The organism is Mameliella sp. CS4 (assembly GCF_019392335.1).
Taxonomy (GTDB): Bacteria; Pseudomonadota; Alphaproteobacteria; order Rhodobacterales; family Rhodobacteraceae; genus Antarctobacter.
In genome coordinates, this window is record NZ_JAHXRQ010000020.1 from 1 (window position 1) to 17,440 (window position 17,440).

General features: G+C 65.4%; 22 protein-coding genes. 4 read left to right on the top strand and 18 right to left on the bottom strand.

The window, feature by feature from the left end; translation table 11 throughout:
• Positions 1-37 precede the first annotated feature (37 nt).
• A complete protein-coding gene (locus KZZ07_RS20005) occupies positions 38-355 on the top strand; it encodes a TraR/DksA C4-type zinc finger protein (protein ID WP_219516800.1) in 318 nt (105 codons plus the stop codon).
• Here the strand turns inward: KZZ07_RS20005 and KZZ07_RS28280 are convergent.
• The 18 genes from KZZ07_RS28280 to KZZ07_RS20090 all read right to left on the bottom strand — a co-directional run bounded on the left by KZZ07_RS28280 (position 265) and on the right by KZZ07_RS20090 (position 14,851).
• Positions 265-630: a DUF7742 family protein gene (locus KZZ07_RS28280; RefSeq protein ID WP_484158087.1), complete on the bottom strand. Its 366-nt coding sequence runs from the start codon at positions 628-630 to the stop codon at positions 265-267. The two genes, KZZ07_RS20005 and KZZ07_RS28280, sit on opposite strands and share 91 nt — an antisense overlap.
• Entirely contained in the window at positions 627-4,562 is a 3,936-nt protein-coding gene (locus KZZ07_RS20010; protein ID WP_219516689.1) for a baseplate multidomain protein megatron, read from the bottom strand. Before KZZ07_RS20010 ends, KZZ07_RS28280 begins: the two co-directional genes overlap by 4 nt.
• Positions 4,562-4,996, bottom strand: a complete 435-nt coding sequence (locus tag KZZ07_RS20015; protein ID WP_219516690.1) for an NlpC/P60 family protein — start codon at positions 4,994-4,996, stop codon at positions 4,562-4,564. The genes KZZ07_RS20010 and KZZ07_RS20015 overlap by 1 nt, the downstream gene beginning before the upstream one ends.
• Entirely contained in the window at positions 4,993-5,877 is an 885-nt protein-coding gene (locus KZZ07_RS20020) for a phage/gene transfer agent baseplate hub protein (protein WP_219516691.1), read from the bottom strand. The genes KZZ07_RS20015 and KZZ07_RS20020 overlap by 4 nt, the downstream gene beginning before the upstream one ends.
• Positions 5,877-6,509, bottom strand: a complete 633-nt coding sequence (locus tag KZZ07_RS20025; RefSeq protein WP_219516692.1) for a DUF2460 domain-containing protein — start codon at positions 6,507-6,509, stop codon at positions 5,877-5,879. The genes KZZ07_RS20020 and KZZ07_RS20025 overlap by 1 nt, the downstream gene beginning before the upstream one ends.
• A 10-nt stretch (positions 6,510-6,519) precedes the next feature.
• Positions 6,520-7,170: an RcGTA-type gene transfer agent tail tape measure protein gene (locus KZZ07_RS20030; protein ID WP_219516696.1), complete on the bottom strand. Its 651-nt coding sequence runs from the start codon at positions 7,168-7,170 to the stop codon at positions 6,520-6,522.
• Entirely contained in the window at positions 7,167-7,367 is a 201-nt protein-coding gene (locus KZZ07_RS20035) for a rcc01693 family protein (protein ID WP_219516697.1), read from the bottom strand. The genes KZZ07_RS20030 and KZZ07_RS20035 overlap by 4 nt, the downstream gene beginning before the upstream one ends.
• Positions 7,354-7,686, bottom strand: coding sequence for a gene transfer agent family protein (locus KZZ07_RS20040; RefSeq protein WP_219516698.1), 333 nt, complete (start codon positions 7,684-7,686; stop codon positions 7,354-7,356). Before KZZ07_RS20040 ends, KZZ07_RS20035 begins: the two co-directional genes overlap by 14 nt.
• Before the next feature lie 3 nt (positions 7,687-7,689).
• A complete protein-coding gene (locus KZZ07_RS20045; protein WP_088668704.1) occupies positions 7,690-8,097 on the bottom strand; it encodes a phage major tail protein, TP901-1 family in 408 nt (135 codons plus the stop codon).
• Between the two features lie 47 nt (positions 8,098-8,144).
• Positions 8,145-8,561, bottom strand: coding sequence for a DUF3168 domain-containing protein (locus KZZ07_RS20050; RefSeq protein ID WP_219516700.1), 417 nt, complete (start codon positions 8,559-8,561; stop codon positions 8,145-8,147).
• Positions 8,558-8,893 (bottom strand): head-tail adaptor protein, encoded by a 336-nt coding sequence (locus KZZ07_RS20055; protein WP_219516701.1) that lies wholly within the window; start codon positions 8,891-8,893, stop codon positions 8,558-8,560. The genes KZZ07_RS20050 and KZZ07_RS20055 overlap by 4 nt, the downstream gene beginning before the upstream one ends.
• A complete protein-coding gene (locus tag KZZ07_RS20060) occupies positions 8,890-9,483 on the bottom strand; it encodes a head-tail connector protein (RefSeq protein ID WP_219516705.1) in 594 nt (197 codons plus the stop codon). Before KZZ07_RS20060 ends, KZZ07_RS20055 begins: the two co-directional genes overlap by 4 nt.
• Before the next feature lie 156 nt (positions 9,484-9,639).
• Complete coding sequence (locus tag KZZ07_RS20065; protein ID WP_219516706.1) at positions 9,640-10,821, bottom strand: phage major capsid protein; 1,182 nt, start codon at positions 10,819-10,821, stop codon at positions 9,640-9,642.
• A 27-nt stretch (positions 10,822-10,848) separates the two neighbouring features.
• Positions 10,849-11,388, bottom strand: a complete 540-nt coding sequence (locus KZZ07_RS20070) for an HK97 family phage prohead protease (protein ID WP_219516707.1) — start codon at positions 11,386-11,388, stop codon at positions 10,849-10,851.
• A 33-nt stretch (positions 11,389-11,421) separates the two neighbouring features.
• Complete coding sequence (locus tag KZZ07_RS20075) at positions 11,422-11,649, bottom strand: GTA head formation protein, RCAP_rcc01685 family (protein WP_082024671.1); 228 nt, start codon at positions 11,647-11,649, stop codon at positions 11,422-11,424.
• A complete protein-coding gene (locus KZZ07_RS20080) occupies positions 11,642-12,841 on the bottom strand; it encodes a phage portal protein (RefSeq protein WP_219516708.1) in 1,200 nt (399 codons plus the stop codon). Before KZZ07_RS20080 ends, KZZ07_RS20075 begins: the two co-directional genes overlap by 8 nt.
• 356 nt (positions 12,842-13,197) lie before the next feature.
• On the bottom strand, positions 13,198-14,457 hold the full coding sequence (locus KZZ07_RS20085) for a DNA-packaging protein (RefSeq protein ID WP_255564481.1): 1,260 nt from the start codon (positions 14,455-14,457) through the stop codon (positions 13,198-13,200).
• Between the two features lie 19 nt (positions 14,458-14,476).
• Complete coding sequence (locus tag KZZ07_RS20090; protein ID WP_219516710.1) at positions 14,477-14,851, bottom strand: hypothetical protein; 375 nt, start codon at positions 14,849-14,851, stop codon at positions 14,477-14,479.
• Between the two features lie 265 nt (positions 14,852-15,116).
• Here KZZ07_RS20090 and KZZ07_RS20095 point away from each other — a divergent pair, with 265 nt between their 5' ends.
• From KZZ07_RS20095 to KZZ07_RS20105, 3 genes are read left to right on the top strand one after another with little or no spacing between them, the layout of a single operon-like run.
• Entirely contained in the window at positions 15,117-16,307 is a 1,191-nt protein-coding gene (locus KZZ07_RS20095; protein ID WP_219516711.1) for a pyridoxal phosphate-dependent aminotransferase, read from the top strand.
• Positions 16,300-17,100: an isocitrate lyase/PEP mutase family protein gene (locus KZZ07_RS20100; protein WP_219516713.1), complete on the top strand. Its 801-nt coding sequence runs from the start codon at positions 16,300-16,302 to the stop codon at positions 17,098-17,100. The genes KZZ07_RS20095 and KZZ07_RS20100 overlap by 8 nt, the downstream gene beginning before the upstream one ends.
• Entirely contained in the window at positions 17,097-17,429 is a 333-nt protein-coding gene (locus KZZ07_RS20105) for a TfoX/Sxy family protein (protein WP_219516714.1), read from the top strand. Before KZZ07_RS20100 ends, KZZ07_RS20105 begins: the two co-directional genes overlap by 4 nt.
• The last annotated feature ends 11 nt before the right edge of the window (positions 17,430-17,440 follow it).

A 17,440-nucleotide genomic window follows, 5' to 3' on the forward strand; every position in this document is an offset into this window, starting at 1 on the left:
CCTTGCAGTCGTTGACAACTGCACTTTGGCACATTCGATGCCGGTGGAGCAGGAGCCACCCACCTCATCCGCTCTGGACGAAGAGGACGCCCTTGGCCGCGATGGGCAATCGACTGTGGAACTGGACCAACAGGCCGTGGGTCGCCTGTCACGGCAGGACGCGCTGTTGAACCAGTCGATGGCCAAGGCAACGCAGGCACGCCGCGACGCCCAGCGCCGCGCATTGAACGCGGCACTGGCACGCATCGAAGACGGAGACTTTGGCTACTGCGGCGATTGCGGCGAAGAGATCGCCGTCAAACGCCTGGAACTGGATCCAACCGCGAGACGCTGTATTTCCTGTGCCTCGGGCTGATGGAAGGCACGCAAGGCTTCGAGCATCTTCACCTGGCAGTCCAGAAATTCGGGATCTTCGAAACAGGTCTCTCGCCCCATTTCGTGCCCATGTGCCGCGCCCAGAAGCGTCCCGTTGCCCCAGCACCTGTGCGCCTGTCCGGTCCGTCGGCAATGCAGGTCCGCGGCACAAGCTTCGTCGATCAGCCGGCGGGCCAAGCCTGAACGCGCCTCGGGCGGCAGGGGCAACAAGGCCCGTGCCGCCGCAGTCACATCCCCGGGAAGAACCGGTTTCACACCGTCACCTCCAGTTCGGAAAAGGGGCCCGCGCCATAGCGTTCCGAGACCTGGGCCACGCGGAGCGTGATGCTGCCGCTTGCGCCGTCCCCAGCGATTTCCGCCTCATCATAGGTCCATGACGGGCTGTGTACGGTCACGTCGCGAACAACTGTCTCCCCCCGGCGCACCTGCACCTGGTAGGCTTCGCTGTCCTCGCCCAAGGGCACCTCTGCGCGGTCCCAGCCATCGCCGTCGATCCGGGTGCGCCGGACCCACTCGATGGACAAGTCACCGTTTGCCTGTTCCGCTTTCAGATGCACAGGTCTGTACGGCCGAAGGCCATTCCCCTCGAAGACATGCACCCGATGTTCATAGGACGCGTGGTCATAGGCCTGACTGGCCGGTCCGATCCGATAATGCCGCTCCAGCCCCCTGTGAAGGGATTTGAGCGCGACTTGTGAGGGCGTACCGTCAAGCAGAACAACCCAGGAGCCTGCGGGCCAGGAGGATGGCATCAAAGCATCGCTCCCCAACTGTCCGCGCAGCCGGTGTGAAAGGCGCCAGCGCCCGTCAGAGATCAGCTCGGCATCCCGGAACTGGAACAGCTCCCAGTTTCCCGGCGTGCCATCGCCAATGGCCATCAGGTTGCCTCCCCCAAGAAGGGCCGCATCGCTGACCGATTGCAGGCTTCCACTGGCCAACCGCACCTCAAGCGGCGCACCGCTGTCGATCACCCCGGACCTTGCCGCGGGAAGGTCGGTCTCGGTCAGCCCGACAACAGACCGGGCCGCCACGACGCCGTTCAACGAATAATCCGAATCCTGCGCGGCCTCATAGACGGCCACGGTCCCCGGCCAGGGCGTCGCGCTCAAGGCAAGGTGCGGCGCGTGTGGCACCTCGTCCCCGCTGATCAGCGGCAGGTCCAGAAACACCGGTGTCACCGGCACAGAAGGAGTGAACGGCCTTACCTGCGCCGTCTCCTCTGCCATCTCCGAAGGCAGGAACACCTCCGGCTCAATCCGGACCGCATCGACGATCTGATGTTCCATGATCTCGACCTTGTCGATCCGCGCAAGGTTTGGCCCACTCTCCGAAGGCAATCGAACAATGTCGCCCGCGCCCAGCGCAAGCTGCGACGGCGGCAAGGCAAAGCGCAGGGTATCCCGGGCGATGCGGGCCTCCGCCAGCCAGCGCTCCGCCGTCTGCCGCCCCTCGCTGCGCGTCAGGGCCAGAGGCATGTCGGCTTCCGAAACCGCATGCGTGGCCTCATCCGGCAGCACGGCTTCTTCCGCAGCTATCTGATGATCCGCATCTGCCAGGACGAACTGCACGCGCACACGCCCTGCCATCTCGGCCTCGCCGGCGCGCGTTTCCACCAAGTCTCCCTCGATTTCGTCGCTTACGGCCAAGACCTCTCGCGGAATATCGACCGGCCCCAGCCCCCGGCGCATCCGAAAGACAAGCGTCCCGTCCCGTTCAATGGCGTCGAAACCATGCGCCAACATCAGTGGCTGCAAGGCCCGTCTGGCATCACTGACATGGGACACCACGTAGCCGCGCACCACCCCGTGCAAGTCCCTCGTATCAACATCAGTCAGACCCACCCGGGCACAAATTTCGCGCACGACGGAGGCAAGGCTGCGAACGGACAGTCGCCCGTTCAGCCAGTGGCCACGCCGATAGTTCGGACCGTCCGTCCAAAGCTCCTCATCCGCCGGAAACCAGGGATAGGGGCGTGCATCCCAAGCCCAGAGAAAGCAGCGCTCAGTGTCCAACATCTGCCCGCCATAGACCGACGAAACAGGGTTGTTCCCGGCATCGCTCCAATAGCCCAGTTGGGCCTTCAGGTATTGCTGCTGGATCGCCTCATCCCGCAAACCGTTGGAGTAATGCGGCAGGTTCGACTCCGATGATTTCGGATCGAGGAAGGTGTTGGGCTGGTTCGTCCCCTTGTCGACGGCCGCACACCCCAACTCCGTGAACCAGATCGGTTTGGATTCCGGCTGCCAGCCGGTCGCCTGGGGCTGCCTGACGCCAGCGATGCGCTCATGATGTGCATTGCTCCACCAGTTGCGAATGTCCTTGTAGCGCCAGACCCAGGGCTCACCATGCGCGCCGTCGCTGATCGGTGTGCGCACTTGTGCGTCCCGGTCGGACTGGGACGCATAGTACCAGTCGTACCCCTCACCACCTTCGATATTGGAGCGCAGGTAGTCAGGGGCGTAGATGCTCCCCCAATCCGCATCCGCGTGTTCCTCTCCATCCCGCCAGTCGGACAGCGGCATGTAGTTATCGATCCCGATGAAATCGATCTCGGAGTCTGACCAAAGCGGATCGAGATGAAAGTAGAGGTCGCCCGATCCATCCTGCGGATGATACCCGAAATACTCGGTCCAATCCGCCGCGTAGCCGATCATGACCGAGGATCCCAGCAAGGCCCGGCATTCGGCAGCAAGCTCTTTCAGCGCGGCCACCGCAGCAAAACCTGCAGCGCCCCGAATCTGGGTAAGCCCCCGCATCTCAGAGCCGATGCAGAAGGCTTCGACCCCTCCTGCCGCCGCACAAAGCGCCGCCTGATGCAAGATGAAACGCCGGTAGCCCCACTCCTGCGGCCCCGAGTATCCAACCACGCCGCCACTCACCGAAAAGTCGCTGGCCGAAGCCGTGCCAAAAAAGGCGGCGATCTCCGCATCGGCCGTTTCCGTCCCATCCGGAGACCCCGGTTGCCCAGGCGCGGTGCTCAGAGTGATCCGTCCACGCCAGGGCAAAGCCGGCTGTTCCGCCATCCCCGTCCAGGGGTCGGGCAATCCATTGCCGGGCATCTGATCCATCAAGATGAAGGGATAGTACATCACCGCCAGACCCTCGGCCTGCATCTTTTGGATTGCCTGGATTACGGAGGCATCGGTTGGCGTACCTCCGTAAACCGGACGCCCATCGCTTTGGGGAACGATCTCCGCCGAACTCCGGGCAATCCCCGTGACCGACCAGGGCATGGACTTTGCCTCATACTCCGCCTGCTCGACCTTGGGACGGATGGTGCAACTGCCGCAGCGCAAATCGTCCCCGAACCAGCTCACGATCAGCGAGGCCGCTCCGCAATTCGGCGCCTCGTCGCCCAACTGTTTGAGCGATGTGACAAAATCCGGCGCTTCAGAGGGCGAGTTGACGTTGGCGACCGCCTTGCCCTTCGCTCCAATGCCAAACGGATTGTCCAGGGAACTCGCAGCATGCCGCATGTAGATCGGGTCGGTGGCAAGGGCGTATTCACCCGTCCCGGGGATCATTGCAACACCCCGAACCAGATCGGGAGCCTCCCCGGTCGACAGATCCGGACGAGTGACCTCGAAACTGAACTGGGGCACGCGGTTGCCAAAGCGTTCCAGCCGCAGGTCCTCGATGACCACATAGGCAGTACCGCGATAGGCGGGCACCTGCCCTGCGCCCTCAACCGCCTCGATCTTGGGATCGGGAAGTTGATCCTCGGTCCCCGCGTAAACCCGCATGTTCAGGTCATCAACAGGAACCTCGGCGCCATCCGCCCAGACCCGGTTGACCGATGTGATCTGGCCTTCGCAGAGCGCCAGCGCCAGGCTCACCGAATAGCTGTATTCTCGAAGCTTGGGCTGGGGCGGCGCTCCCTTTCCGGATCCCCCGGATTCGCGGACGCGCTCCTTGAACTCGGTCGCCCAGATCACGTGGCCGCCAACACGCATACGCCCATAGACCTGTGCAATGGGTGCCCCTTCGCCAGCGCCAGTCAGGCGGAATCGGTCGATCCTGCCCGTTTCCACCGCCTCTGACCCGGCTCCAAGCAATCGTTGGTCCAGAGTCCGGCCGATGGAGGCCCCGATAAACCGGCCAACCGCCGTCATCGACAGGCCAAGGACAGAGCCACCAATAGAACTGCCGATTGCCGCACCTGCGGCGGAAAGAAGGATCGTCGCCATCACTCAATCTCCAAAGGAAGGGCGAAACGGGCCACGACCCGCCGCGCCCAGGGCGTGCTCAGGGCGCTCTCGATCACGCCATGTCCGCTATATGCATGGATGAAACTCGCCCCAGCCCCGACCTGCGCCTGAAGGCCCAGATGTTTGGCCACAGCCCCGTCGCGCATCCGGAACAGGAGCACATCGCCTGCGGCCACATCATCGAGATCCTTGACCGTCATATGCCGAAGGCCTGCCCACCATAGGCGTTCCTCCCCTTCGGGTTCAGACCAATCCTTGCTGTAGGCAGGCACGCTTTCAGGTTCTTCGCCGATTACCTCGCGCCAAACCCCACGCAACAGTCCCAGGCAATCGCAACCCGCGCCCTTGCACGAGGCCTGGTGTACGTAGGGCGTCCCGATCCAAGCGCGGGCCGCCACCACCGCCCGGTTCATCTCCGACTCCCGCCGTTCAGCCGTTTCGCATAGCTGGGATGAACGGTGATCCAGTCTTCTTCGGGCAAGTCGGGAAACCCTCTGAAATTCAGGTGGTTTCCGAATTTCAGGCGACAGGTCTCAAAGCGCCGGTCGCATCCCGCTGTCAGACGCACCTGATCTCCAGCCTGCGGCGCCGCCCGCAAAGGCTCCCAAAGCTCGATCGCCCGGGCCCCGTCCTTGCGCAGGTGATCACGCTTGATTGCCCCCGCCACCCCTTGGGCCGCACCGCTCAGAACTTCCAGCTTGCCGCGTTGAAACCACCCGGCGGAAAATCCGGACAGGTCTCCCGCAAGGAACACGCGGCTCTGTTCGACATCGATCAGCGAGCCTGTGAAGACATATCCGCCGGACGAAAGGTCAAAACCACACTCCGCATCACCCAGTACTACCGAACACGGCTTTTGGTAGACCCGCCCCACCGGGCGGTTCAGCATCTCCGTCAGTCCGCGAAGTTCGGCGTGAAAGGCTCCTTCCCCGCGCCGGACTTCACCGATGGCCCCCCGGAACATGATCCGCCGCGCCGAGACATCCGTCCAGTTCACCAGCCATGCCACGACCTCGGCGCCGTCATAGCGGCCCGCCGCAATATCCGTTTCACTGATGGCGCTGGTGCTCAAGGCTCCCATTGCCTCGGAATTGTCCACCGACAATCCGGTCGACTGGCTGAGCGCCCTGGCCGACAGACCGCTGTCTGCCCTGAACACCAGCCCATCGAACGCCAGGTCCCGATCATGGTCGGTGAACCCCAGCCGCAGGCCATCCTTGCGAGTCACGGCCCAGGCGCGTGCAACGGTCGTCAAGCCACCGGACAGGTGGCCATTCAATTCCTCCGCGCCCATCAGACCCGAACCTCCACCACCGGCACATCGGGAACCTGGCCTGCGTTGAAAGCTCCTGCGCTGACTTGAATCCGATCCGCGTCGAACCTGACCGGCACGTCAAAAACGAACCCTGCCCGCACCTCCTGACCAACCCCCGGCACAGTTTGCAGCGTCACGATGCCCGCGGCCACATCTACGGAGAACCCCGATCCTTCGGTCAAAACGATGCCGTCGACCTCGACCAAGACAGAGCCGGACACGGGCTTGGTTACCGGGCGGACATAGCTTGCTCCGCCCGACGAATATGTCTTGGACAGCTGAAACCCGACACGCGCTCCATCACCGGTGCCAATCAACTGGTCGGAAGACGCGGGCACAGCGGAGGGCGCGCAGGATTTGAAATCCGCCCAATCCTTCCAGCGAAACCCATAAAGCTGTCCCTGCCGCGCTTCGAAAAAAGCGATCAGTTCGGCCAGGTCGTCGAGTGATCGTAACCCAAGACCCGCGTCATACCGCCTACGCGAATGCGCCCAGGGCGTATTGCGCTCTTCGTAGCCGGAGGTCAGCGTCACGATATCCGTACGCCGCTCTGGCCCACCGACCGAGCCAAAGCTCAGGTCGGTCGGAAATCTCACGTCGTGAAAGCTCATGTCATCCTCCTCAGCGGTTGCGCGCGCCACGGCTCAGCGCCTGCCCCATCCGGGCCGCGATCTGGCTCTGGCTGCGCTGGAATCCGGCCACGTCCGGTGTGGAAATGTTCATGACCACGGTCACGGGCCCCTGGCCGCCGCCCTCGGCGCGCACGCCAAGCTTGCCATCGGCGCCCCTCGTCAGCGGCATGATCGCTTCCGGACCGGCCTCGCCCATCAGTCCGGTTCCACCGCGCATCGGGAAATAGGTCGGGCTGGCGACCACACCGCCATTGGCAAAGGGCATCACCCGGCCCTGGGAAAACCCTGCGCCATCGGCAAAGGGCGAATAGCTGCCGAACATGCCGGACACGGCCGAGGACAAGAGCCCGCCGACGTGGTTGGCAACCGGCGCAACGGCCGCCTTCCAGGCCGCGTCGATCATGGATTGCGCAACCGTCCGGAGCGCGTCCGAAAGCTTCATGCCGTCCAGAACGACCCCGTCGATGGCCCTTGCCACGCCCCGGCTCAGCGTGGCTTCCAGCTTGGCGGCACCGCGTCCGGTGGCGGAAAAGGTTTCGTGGATGCGTTTCAGTTCGGCGTCGAATTGCGCCGCCATCCCGATCGCGCCCCCCAGTGAGGTCTCCAGCGCCTCGACCTGGTCATCAAGATCCTCGATCATGTCCCGTTACCTCGCATCTCGTCGGGAAAGGCCGACATCAGTTCAGTCAATCTTGCCCGTTCCATTGGTTTCGTGCCGTCGCCCTCGCCCAGCATCAGTTGCAGTTCGGCGGGTGTCAGCGCCCAGAACTCCCAGGGTTTGAGGCCAAGACCTCGCATCCCCGCCCGCATCAATGCCGGCCAGTCAAACCCCGGCATTACCGGTCTCCGGCAACATGAAGGCCCGCGCCAACAATTCAGCCGCCGCGCGCGCCGCAGCCATCGGCCCACCCTCGATCTTCGCGGACAGAAGATCGACAGCCTGCCCGGTCCAACCGCCCCCGCGCAGCCCTGCCACGATCAGCGCCAGCACATCGCGCGTGCTGAATCCTCCCGTCTCGAAACGCTGCACCAGGTCGACGAGCGATCCGCTGGCCAGTCCGTCTTCCAGTTCGGCCAACGCACCCAGCGTCAGCCGCATCACATGGGTCTGGCCATCGATGACCAAATCCACGTCCCCCCGCCACGGATTGCCCATGACTTACGCCGCCGTGAAGCTGAGCGCGCCCGCCGAGGCCAGCGCCAGTTCATAGGTCGCCTCCCCGTCATGCGCGCCGGCGTATTCGATCGACGTCACCTGGAAAGGCCCCTCGACCGTACCGAAATCCGGGATGATGACCTGAAAAGCCGGAGTAACCCCGTCAAAGAAGATCTGTCGCGCACGTTCATCCGTCGCCCCATCCTTGAACACGCCCGACCCGCTCAGGCTGGCCGATTTGACACCGGCGCCCGCCAGAAGTTCCCGCCACCCCCCGGTGCTTTCCAGCGTGGTGACATCCACCTGCTCGGCGTTGAAGCTGATGCGCGTCGCGCGCAGCCCCGCCAGTGTCTCGAAAGTGCCGCTCACGTCGACCTTGATCAGCAGGTCTTTCCCGTTCTGTGCCGCCATTGTTTTCACTCCTGCGAAAAGAATTCATTCATCCTCGGGGTGCGCATTCACTGCGCACCGTCATCCTCGACCCGTGCACGAAAGGTCAGGTCGATGCGCCGCAAGCCGCGGCTCTCGCGCCTCGCCCTTGCTTTCTCGAACCACAGTCCGACCAGCTTTCCCCGTTCCAGCGTCAGGTCCGCACCGTGGAGCGCATCGCTGACAGCTGCCGCCGCGTCCTTGGCCGTCTGGAAACCTGACTTCGACGTCACCACCGACACGACGAACCGATGCCAGGCGCCCGCTCCGTCCTTGTCGCCCGCGTCCTTCGCCGTCTCGGGTCCCAGCGCCACATAGATCGGCGGCAAGGTGCCCGTGGGCAGCGCGTCGTAGATGTCGGCCCCCACCTGTGCGCCCAGCGCTGGGTCGCCCTGAAGCTGGGCAAAGACAGAGGCCTGCAAAGCACTCGAAACCGCGTAACTCATGCCGAAAGCTCCTCCTGGCATTCGCAGATCAGGTACAGACCGGATGGTTCCTGCTCTGTCACGGACTCGATCCGGAACAGCCGCGTGCCCATGCGGAACCGCTGGCCCGGCCCCGGGCGGTTGGAATGTCCCTGCGGCGCGCCGCGCACAGTGATCCGGAATCCGCCGATGGAAATCTCGCCGGTCTCGCCCCGGGCCAACCGCCCGGTCCGCGGCTTGACCTCGGCCCAGAGCGTGCCCAGCGCCCTCCAGGTTTCCTCGAACCCGCCGGCCCCGTCGCCGACACGTTGCGGCGCCTCCAGCACCAGTCGCCTGCTCACCCGGCGGCTCATGCGCCCAGCCCCATGCGCACGGGACGGTATCGCGCGATCAGGCTGGTCACACCAAAGGGCATGCACCCCTGACCCAGCGCCGTGTCGCTGCGGTACTCGTAGTAATGCGCCGCCAGCATCAGGACCGCCTGTCTCAGGTCGGCAGGCACAGCGTCGAAACTTGCGCCATATCCGGCGTCGAAACGGATCTCCACCGATCCACCGGTGGGGACGCCTGGCAGGCATGTCCCGGTGGGCCGCAGCCTCGGGTCAAAGGCATCCTTTTGCAGCCGGAAGGCGCCCGGATCTATGGTGGTCGCCGCACCGTAGGCATCCACAATCGTCACCTCCGTGACCGCTTGAACCGGCGCCACCGGCAACCGCTGTCCTTCGCAAGAGGTCCAGCGATCAAGCGTCATCAGAAATCCCCGGGCGATCAGCGCCTTGCTCGTCCGCCCTTCGATAGCGGCCAGCGCCGCGCGCAAAAACGAGACCAGCACCGGATCCTGCAGATCACTCTCGGTAAAACCGCTGCCCAGCAGCAGGTGGTCCTTCAGGGCACCAATCGGAAGCGCCGCCTCTGGCACCTGGGTTTCTTCCACCAACATCATGTTTCTTCTCCGAAATCCTCGACCATCCCTAGTCCGCCAGGCGGTTGGGCGCGCGCCGCCCAGGCTGCACGGGCGGAGGGGTAGCTGGACAACATGAACAGGCGCGCGCCCCGGAGAGACGGGCCAAGCGGCCCGCCTCCCATCTCATGGCCAGGCTCAGCTGACGGCGACGCGCAGCAGCTTGATGGCCGCGAAATCGCTCACGTCGCCGCCCACGCGCTTGGTGGCATAGAACAGGACGTGCGGCTTGGCGCTGAACGGGTCGCGCAGAACGCGCAGATCCGGACGTTCAGCAACGGTGTAGCCGGCACCAAAATCACCAAAGGCAATCGGATAGGCGTCGGCCTCGACATCGGGCATGTCCTCGACGATCAGCACCGGGTAACCCAGCAGACGGGCCGGTTCGCCGGCGGCCAGGCCGTCGTTCCAGAGGTGCCGGCCATCGTTGTCCTTGAGCTTGCGGATCGCCGCGGCGGTCTTCGAATTCATCACGAAGCTCGCATTGGCACGATAGCGCGAGTCCAGCGCATAGGTGACGTCGATCAGCACATCGCCATTGCCCAGATCACTGGCCGAACCCGATGCCTTGTACCCCAGATTGCCCCAGGTCCAGCTGTCGTTCTCGACCGTCGGGTGCGTCAGAAAGCCGGTCGGCTTGTCGATACCGTCGCCGTTGACGAAGGCCGCCGCCTCGGCGCGTACGAACTTGTCGGCGATCCGCGCCGCCAGCCAGCTTTCGACGTCGAACGCGCTGTCATCCAGCAGGCGTTGCGAAACCTTGGGCATCGCGTTCAACTCGTAGAGCGGGATCGAGATCCGCTCGATCGTGGGCGTCCCGGTCTCGGCGGTCGACGAGGTCTCGTTGGCCCAGCCCGCGCCGGTGTCGTTCTGGTCGATCAGCACGTCGAACGACGAGGCCTCGACATTCACCACGCTGGAAATCGCCCGGATCGAGACCTTGGAGTCCAGCTTGGACTTGATGGTCTGCGCGGTCTCCGGATCCACCAGGAACCCGCCGTCCGAGTTGATCGCGCTGGACATGGCCTTGCCTTCCAGTTCAAGGCCGCGCAGGGCATCGTCGTCGCCGCTGCGCAGGTAGGCGTCGAACGCCTTCAGGTGGGGGGCCTCGACCTCGGTACGGGTCGAAAGCGCCGGACGGTTCGCTTTCGCGGTCTTGTGATCCAGCATGGTCAGTCGCTCTTCCTGTTTCTGAAGCTTCTCTTCAAGGTCGGCCTGCAGGGCCTTGTAGTCCCCGATCAGTCCCGCCATCGCGGCACTCACCCGGGCGACCGGGGACAGATCTTCCCCGGTCCGAGACTTGGTCTCGGTTTCGCTCATCCTTCGTTCCCTCATGAGTGGCGCGCGTCAGCCGCCCGCCAGGTTGCGGCGCATGCCCTCCAGGGCCTCCGCCAGATCGCGCAGGGCGATGTCCTCGGGGCTCTCGCCCTTGGACGCCACCCGCGCACTGGGCAGCATCGGAAAGGTCACCAAGGACACCTCCCAAAGCTCCAGTTCCGTCAGGACCCGATGGCCCTTGTCGTTTTTCACGGCCTTCAAGGTGCGATACCCGATCGACAGCCCGTCGATGGCCCCGGCCTCGATCAGGGCCGCCGCCTCGCGGCCACGCTCGACACTGTCCAGTAGTCGCCCCTTGACGTAGAGGCCGCGCTCGTCCTCGCGCACCTGCTGCCAGATGCCGATGGGCTGCGCCGGGTCATGCTGCCACAGCATCTTGACCGCGCGCCCCTCACCGGCCAGCCGCTTCAGCGACCGGGCGTAGGCGCCCCGGGCCACCACGTCGCCGCCCTGGTCGCAGGCGCCAAACAGCGAGGCATAGCCCTCGATGTCGCGCCCCTCGACCGTCACATCCGCATCGAAGCGGCAGAATTTATGCTCAAGTTCCATCTCGATCCCTCTGCTAGGTTCGCGGTCCGGCCCTCAGGGCGCCGCGTTCAGAAAGCCCTGGAACAGATCCGCAAGGATCGCCCCCGCTACCCCGTAGACCGTCAGCCACAGCCGCCGCTCCAGCCGCTCGATCAAGGCCTCCAGCCGTTCGAAACGGTCGGTCAGGGCATCGAACTGCAGCTTGCTCACCCGTTCATGCGCCTCCAGGCGCAGTCCCGGCGCACAGGCAAAGGCCTCGTGCCGCGAACGCAGGTCAGTCACCGCTTTCCTCCTCCGCCTCGGCGGGCAGGCCCAGCATCCGGCGCTTTTCTGCACGGGTCAGGAAGTCCGCCTGCGCCACCCTGTTCCACTGCGCATCGCGCTCGGTCGCCAGAGCCGGCACCTGGTCCAGGTCGGGCGCCAGGACCACGTCCTCGCCGCTCCAGGAGGACAGCCAGCGCCCGACGCTCGCCGCGACCTTGGTGGCCAGGGGCAGCACCGTCTGACGGTAAAAGGCCCGGTGCGCCTCGGCGTAGTTGGCATAGGTCGCCTCGCCGGGGATCCCCAGCATCATGGGCGGCACTCCAAAGGCCACCGCGATCTCCCGCGCCGCCGACTCCTTTGTTTTCTGGAACTCCATGTCCGACGGCGAAAAGCCCATCGGCTTCCAGTCCAGCCCGCCTTCCAGCAGCATCGGCCGCCCGGCATTGCGCGCGCCCTGGTGGTGCATCTCCATCTCGGATTGCAACCGCTCGAACTGTTCCGGGCTCAGGTGCCCCTGCCCGTCCGACCCCGTCCAGACGATCGCGCCAGAGGGTCGCGCCGCATTGTCCAACAAGCCCTTGGACCAGCGCGAGGCCGCGTTGTGCACGTCCACCGCCTGAGCCGCCGCTTGCAAGGGTGACAGACCGTAGTGGTCATCCTGCGGGTGAAACGCTTTCACATGGCAGATCGGCGACACGGGGCCTGTCACACCGAACCTGTGTTTGCGCCCGCCTACCGCGTATTCATAGGCCACCGGCCAGCCATCGGCCCCGGGCACCACGCTCATCCGGTCACTGCGCAGCACATGCAACTCGAAGGGCAGCCCGCTCTCGCCCGCCACCGCCTCGATATAACCGTCCCCGGACAGCAACAGCTGGCCATACAGCGCCTCGAACAGCTCCGCCCGCCCCTGCGCCGGGTTCGGCGCCGCCACCAGCTTGAGGATCGGATGCTCGGCAAAACGCGTCGCATTGTCCTGCAGAACCAGCGGCAATGCCGCCGCCGCCTCGGCGATCAGCTTGACCGCGCGAAACCCGACCGGGTTTCCGGCAAAGGCCTGCTTGGTCAGTGACACGGTATCACGCGGGCTCCAGGCCACGCGGCCGCCGTTAAGATGCGCCACAAGGCGACCCGTCGCAGAGGCCTTGACCTGAGGCGCACCCTGCTCCTCACCGGCCTGACCGCCCCGCCGCAGAAAATCGAATACCATGCCAAGTCGCTCCTTTTCCCAGGCGGCGCCCCGCGGCCCGCACCCGTCCCGACCGCGCGAACCACCGGTCCACGCGCTGCCGGTCTCTTCCGTCTTCTGAACTCGTCCGGAGGCTGCCCACCTCCGCGTCTCTTGAAGCAATCTAGAAAAACCGCCTTAAGGCCGCGTCACACCACCGTCCGGCCTATGCGCAACACCGCAAGAGGGGCGCCGCGCACGGTGTTTCTTTGGGCCGGAAATACCTCCGGGGAGCGCGAGGGGCTGGCCCCTCGCTCCTGGCCGCCCAAACGCCGCGCCCCAGGACTATCGCACGCACGTGCCACGGACCGTAGGGCGGGGTTCACCCCGCCGCCCCGTCACAACACCCGCAGCTGCGGGCTGCGCTTCACCGGGCGCGCACCCAGCATCAGCTCACTCAGCGCCCAGACCAGAGCATCCACCCGGTCCGGACTGCCGGACCCGTGATACCCGTTAGGCGTCATCAGGCACATCTGCGCCTCCAATTCCGCCAGGCCAACCGCATGTTTCACCCGCCCCTGTTCATACAGGGCCGCCACCGGCTCGGCCCGCAAGGATTTCCCCTGCGAGGCATGCACCGCCTTGTAGGCGACATAGGGATCGACCTGCCGCAGCGTGGCCTCCACCATCGCTCCGCCCTGGTTGACCTCGGCCACAACCCGGTCGGCCTGCCAGCGCGCCGCCGCCTCGATGGCGGCCGTCGCCCAGCCAACCGGCGTCAGCCCCTGGACAGAAGCATCCTCCAGCACATAGGCCCGCCGCTCGCGCGGATCTTCGCTGTCGACCAGGCCCGCAACCACGATTCCGCAGGCATCCGCCCGCGCCCCGGACCCCGCCGGCGGATCCACCGCCACCACGACCCTGTCCATATCCGGCAGCCGCCCGGCGCGCGCGCCATCCAGCATCTCCCGCGTCCACAGCGCCCCGTCCACCTGGTCCAGCAACACACCGTCCAGCTCCTGCAAGCCCAGCGACTGCCCCTCGTAACGGGCCCGCACCTCATCCAGGAAGGTCTCGGCCAGGTGCGCCTGGTTGGCCTCGGTTCGGGCATGGGTCGATACGGTAGACGGCAGCTCCAGCAACTCCTTGAGCGCCTCGACATTGCGAGGCGTCGTCGTCACGCAGACCCGGGGCGCCTCGCCCAGCCGCAGGCCGAACTGCAGCATGTCCCAGACATCCTGCGCCTTCTTCCACTTGGCGAATTCATCCACCCAGGCGCCATCGAACTGCGGCCCGCGCAGCGCCTCAGGGTCCTGCGCCGAAAACACCATCGCCTCGGCCCCGTTGGGCCAGACCAGCGTCCGCCGGGTCGAGACGTATTTCGGTTTCCGGTCCGGGGGCGTGCAGTTCATGATCCCGCTGTCGCCATAGATCATCACCTCGCGCGCCTGGTCATAGGTCTCGCCGATCAGCGCGATGCGCTTGCAGCGTCCCTTGTCCAGCGGCTTGGCCCCTTCGACCTGCGCGCGCACCCATTCCGACCCGGCGCGGGTCTTGCCCGCGCCGCGCCCGCCCAGGACCACCCAGGTGCGCCAGTCGCCTTCGGGTGGCAACTGGTGCGCATGGGCCCAGAATTCAAACAAGTAGGGGAGCGCCATGCGCTCCCCCTCGGTCATTTCACTCAGGAACCTGTCCTTCAGAACAGCAGGCCCTGAGGCTATCCAGGCGGCACCCGACCGCAGATCTGGCCGCTTCGAGGTCGAGTCCGTAGACGTCGCTGATTCCCTCTTCCTTTCGGATGATCTCTTCAAGTTCCAACTCCGTTTCCCGGGCTGCACGCAGCCAGTATCTCAATTCGCCCAAGGCACTGCTCGCCTCGGACTTTTTCGCGATGTCCCCTCGCTTCGCCCTGTCCTGCAGTTCGCCGATCTGATCGACCAGATCGGCGATCGTGGCCGTTGCCCGGTCACGTTGCCTGCGCAGTCGCTCGCATCGCTCGCTGGCGATGATGACGATGCGCGGTTCTTCTGGTTTCTGCTCTGCACTGCTCATGCTCGACACCTTTATTGCCTGTAGGTTGCCCCTCCTGGGTGGCAGGGCACGAAAAACGGCCCCAAGGGGTTCCCCCGGGGGCCGCTTGCCGTACCTCGTCCAGCATGTCTGAAACCATACGTTCGACCGCGCGCTGGGTCAATCGGGGGTGCGCGCGCAAACCCTTGATTTCGTTCACAACTCTCAACAGAATCTTAACGTGGGGAGAACCGGCTTGCCGCGCCTTGGTGGCTCTGGCAAGACATTTCCAAGAAAGGACAACAACATGCCCCAGCTCTCTTCCCGCATCACCACACTCAACGAAGGCGGCTCCGACGGCTGGGAGGTGTTCTACCGCGCTCGCGCGCTCGTCGCCGCCGGCGAACCGGTGACCGAACTGACCATCGGCGAACATGACATCGGCACCGATCCGTCGATCCTGCAGGCGATCCACAAGGCAGCCCGTGGCGGGCACACGGGCTACGCGATGGTCCCCGGCGTCTCTTCCCTGCGCCAGGCCGTGGCCAGCCGCATCAGCGCACGTACCGGCGTGCCCACGACCCCGGACAACGTGCTCATAACGCCCGGCGGCCAGGCGGCGCTCTTTGCGGCGCATATGGCCGTGCTGACCCCCGGCGACGCCGCGCTCTACATCGACCCCTATTATGCCACCTATCCCGGCACGATCCGCGCCGCCTCCGGTCGCGCAGTGCCCGTGCCGACTCGGGCCGACGACGCCTTTCTGCCGCGCGGCGAGGCCATCCAGGCCACCGCCCGCGAAACAAACGCCAAAAGCCTGCTGGTCAACACGCCCAACAACCCCACCGGCATGATCTATCCCCGCGACACGCTGGAGGACATCGCCCTGGCCTGCACGGACAACGATCTCTGGCTGATCTCGGACGAGGTCTACGACACGCAGGTCTGGCAAGGCCAACACGTCAGCCCGCGCAGCCTGCCCGGCATGGTGGACCGCACGCTGATTGTCGGCTCTATGTCCAAAAGCCACGCCATGACGGGGTCCCGCGCGGGTTGGCTTGTCGGGCCGACAGAGGCCATCGACCGGCTGATCGACCTTGCCACCGCCACCACCTATGGCGTGCCCGGCTACATCCAGGACGGCGCGCTCTTTGCCCTGGAACAGGGCGCCGAACTCGAACAACAGATCGCCGAACCCTTCCGCCGTCGCCGCGACCTCGCGCTCTCGGTGATCGAGGGGCAGACGACAGTCAAGGCAATCCCGGCGCAGGGCGCCATGTACCTCATGCTCGACATCCGTGCGACGGGCCTTTCGGGCCGCGATTTCGCCGAGGATCTGCTGGACGATCACCGCATCGCCGTCATGCCGGGCGAAAGCTTTGGCAAATCCGCCGCCGGGCATGTCCGCGTAGCTCTGACCGTGGCCGACGACCGCCTGACAGAGGCCCTGCAGACCCTCTGCGCCTATGCGGAAACCAAGGCCCGCGCCCATGCCTGACAGCTTCCGGCAGATGCACCGCCCCGGCGATCCCTTCATTCTTGCGAATGCCTGGGACGCGGGGTCGGCCAAGATGCTGGTAGCCTTGGGCGCAAAGGCCATCGCCACCTCCTCTGCCGCCCATGCCTTTACGCTTGGGCGGCCCGATATGGGCACGCTCACCCGGGACGAGGCCTTGGCCCACGCGCAGGACCTCGTCGCCGCCGTCAATGTGCCTGTGTCGGGCGATTTCGAAAACGGTTTTGGCGAGGCGCCCGAGATCTGCGCCGAGACCGTCCGCCTTGCCGCCGAGGCGGGCCTTTCCGGCATCTGCATAGAGGACACGGCCCTGCCGGATGACACGCCCTATGAGGCGCAGCTGGCCGCCGACCGCATCCGTGCCGCCGCATCCGCCGCCCGCGCCCTGTCCCGCGACTTCATGCTTGTGGCGCGCGCCGATGGCATCCTGACCGGCCACTATGACGAAGCAGAGGCCACGCGCCGCATCCAGGCCTTCGAGGCGGCAGGCGCCGACGCGATCTATGTTCCCGGCCCACCCTCGATGGAGGTGCTGGGGCGTCTGGTCAAGGCTACCAGCCTGCCCTTCAACGCGCTTGTCGCTGGCCCTTACGCACAATACGCCCGGTCGGACTTCGCCGCCCTGGGCGTGGCCCGGCTCTCGCTCGGCTCTGCTCTGGCGCGGGCGACCTGGCGCACGATCCACGACGCCGGACAGGCGATGTTCACCGAAGGCCGGTTCGACCCGTTGCAAGACGCCCTGCCCTTCGCCACCGTCAATCCCATGCTGACATGAGCGGCACAGCAATCAGCACCATCCGCAACCTCGGCCCCGCTTTTGAACGGGCCTGCACCGCGGCAGGCATCCCCGACGCCGAAACCCTGCGTGAACTCGGCGCGCATGAGGCCTATCGCAAGCTGCTTGTCTCGGGCGAGCGTCCGCATTTCATCGGCTATTACGTGCTGCACATGGCCCTTCAAGGTCGTCCCTGGAACGACTGCAAAGGCGCGGAAAAGGACACCCTGCGCGCCCAGTTCGACGCGCTCAAGGCACAGACCACAACCGCGCCCCAAACTGCACTCGACCGCATCCTGAACGAAATCGGCGTGATCGAACGCCGCTGACCGTGCCGCCG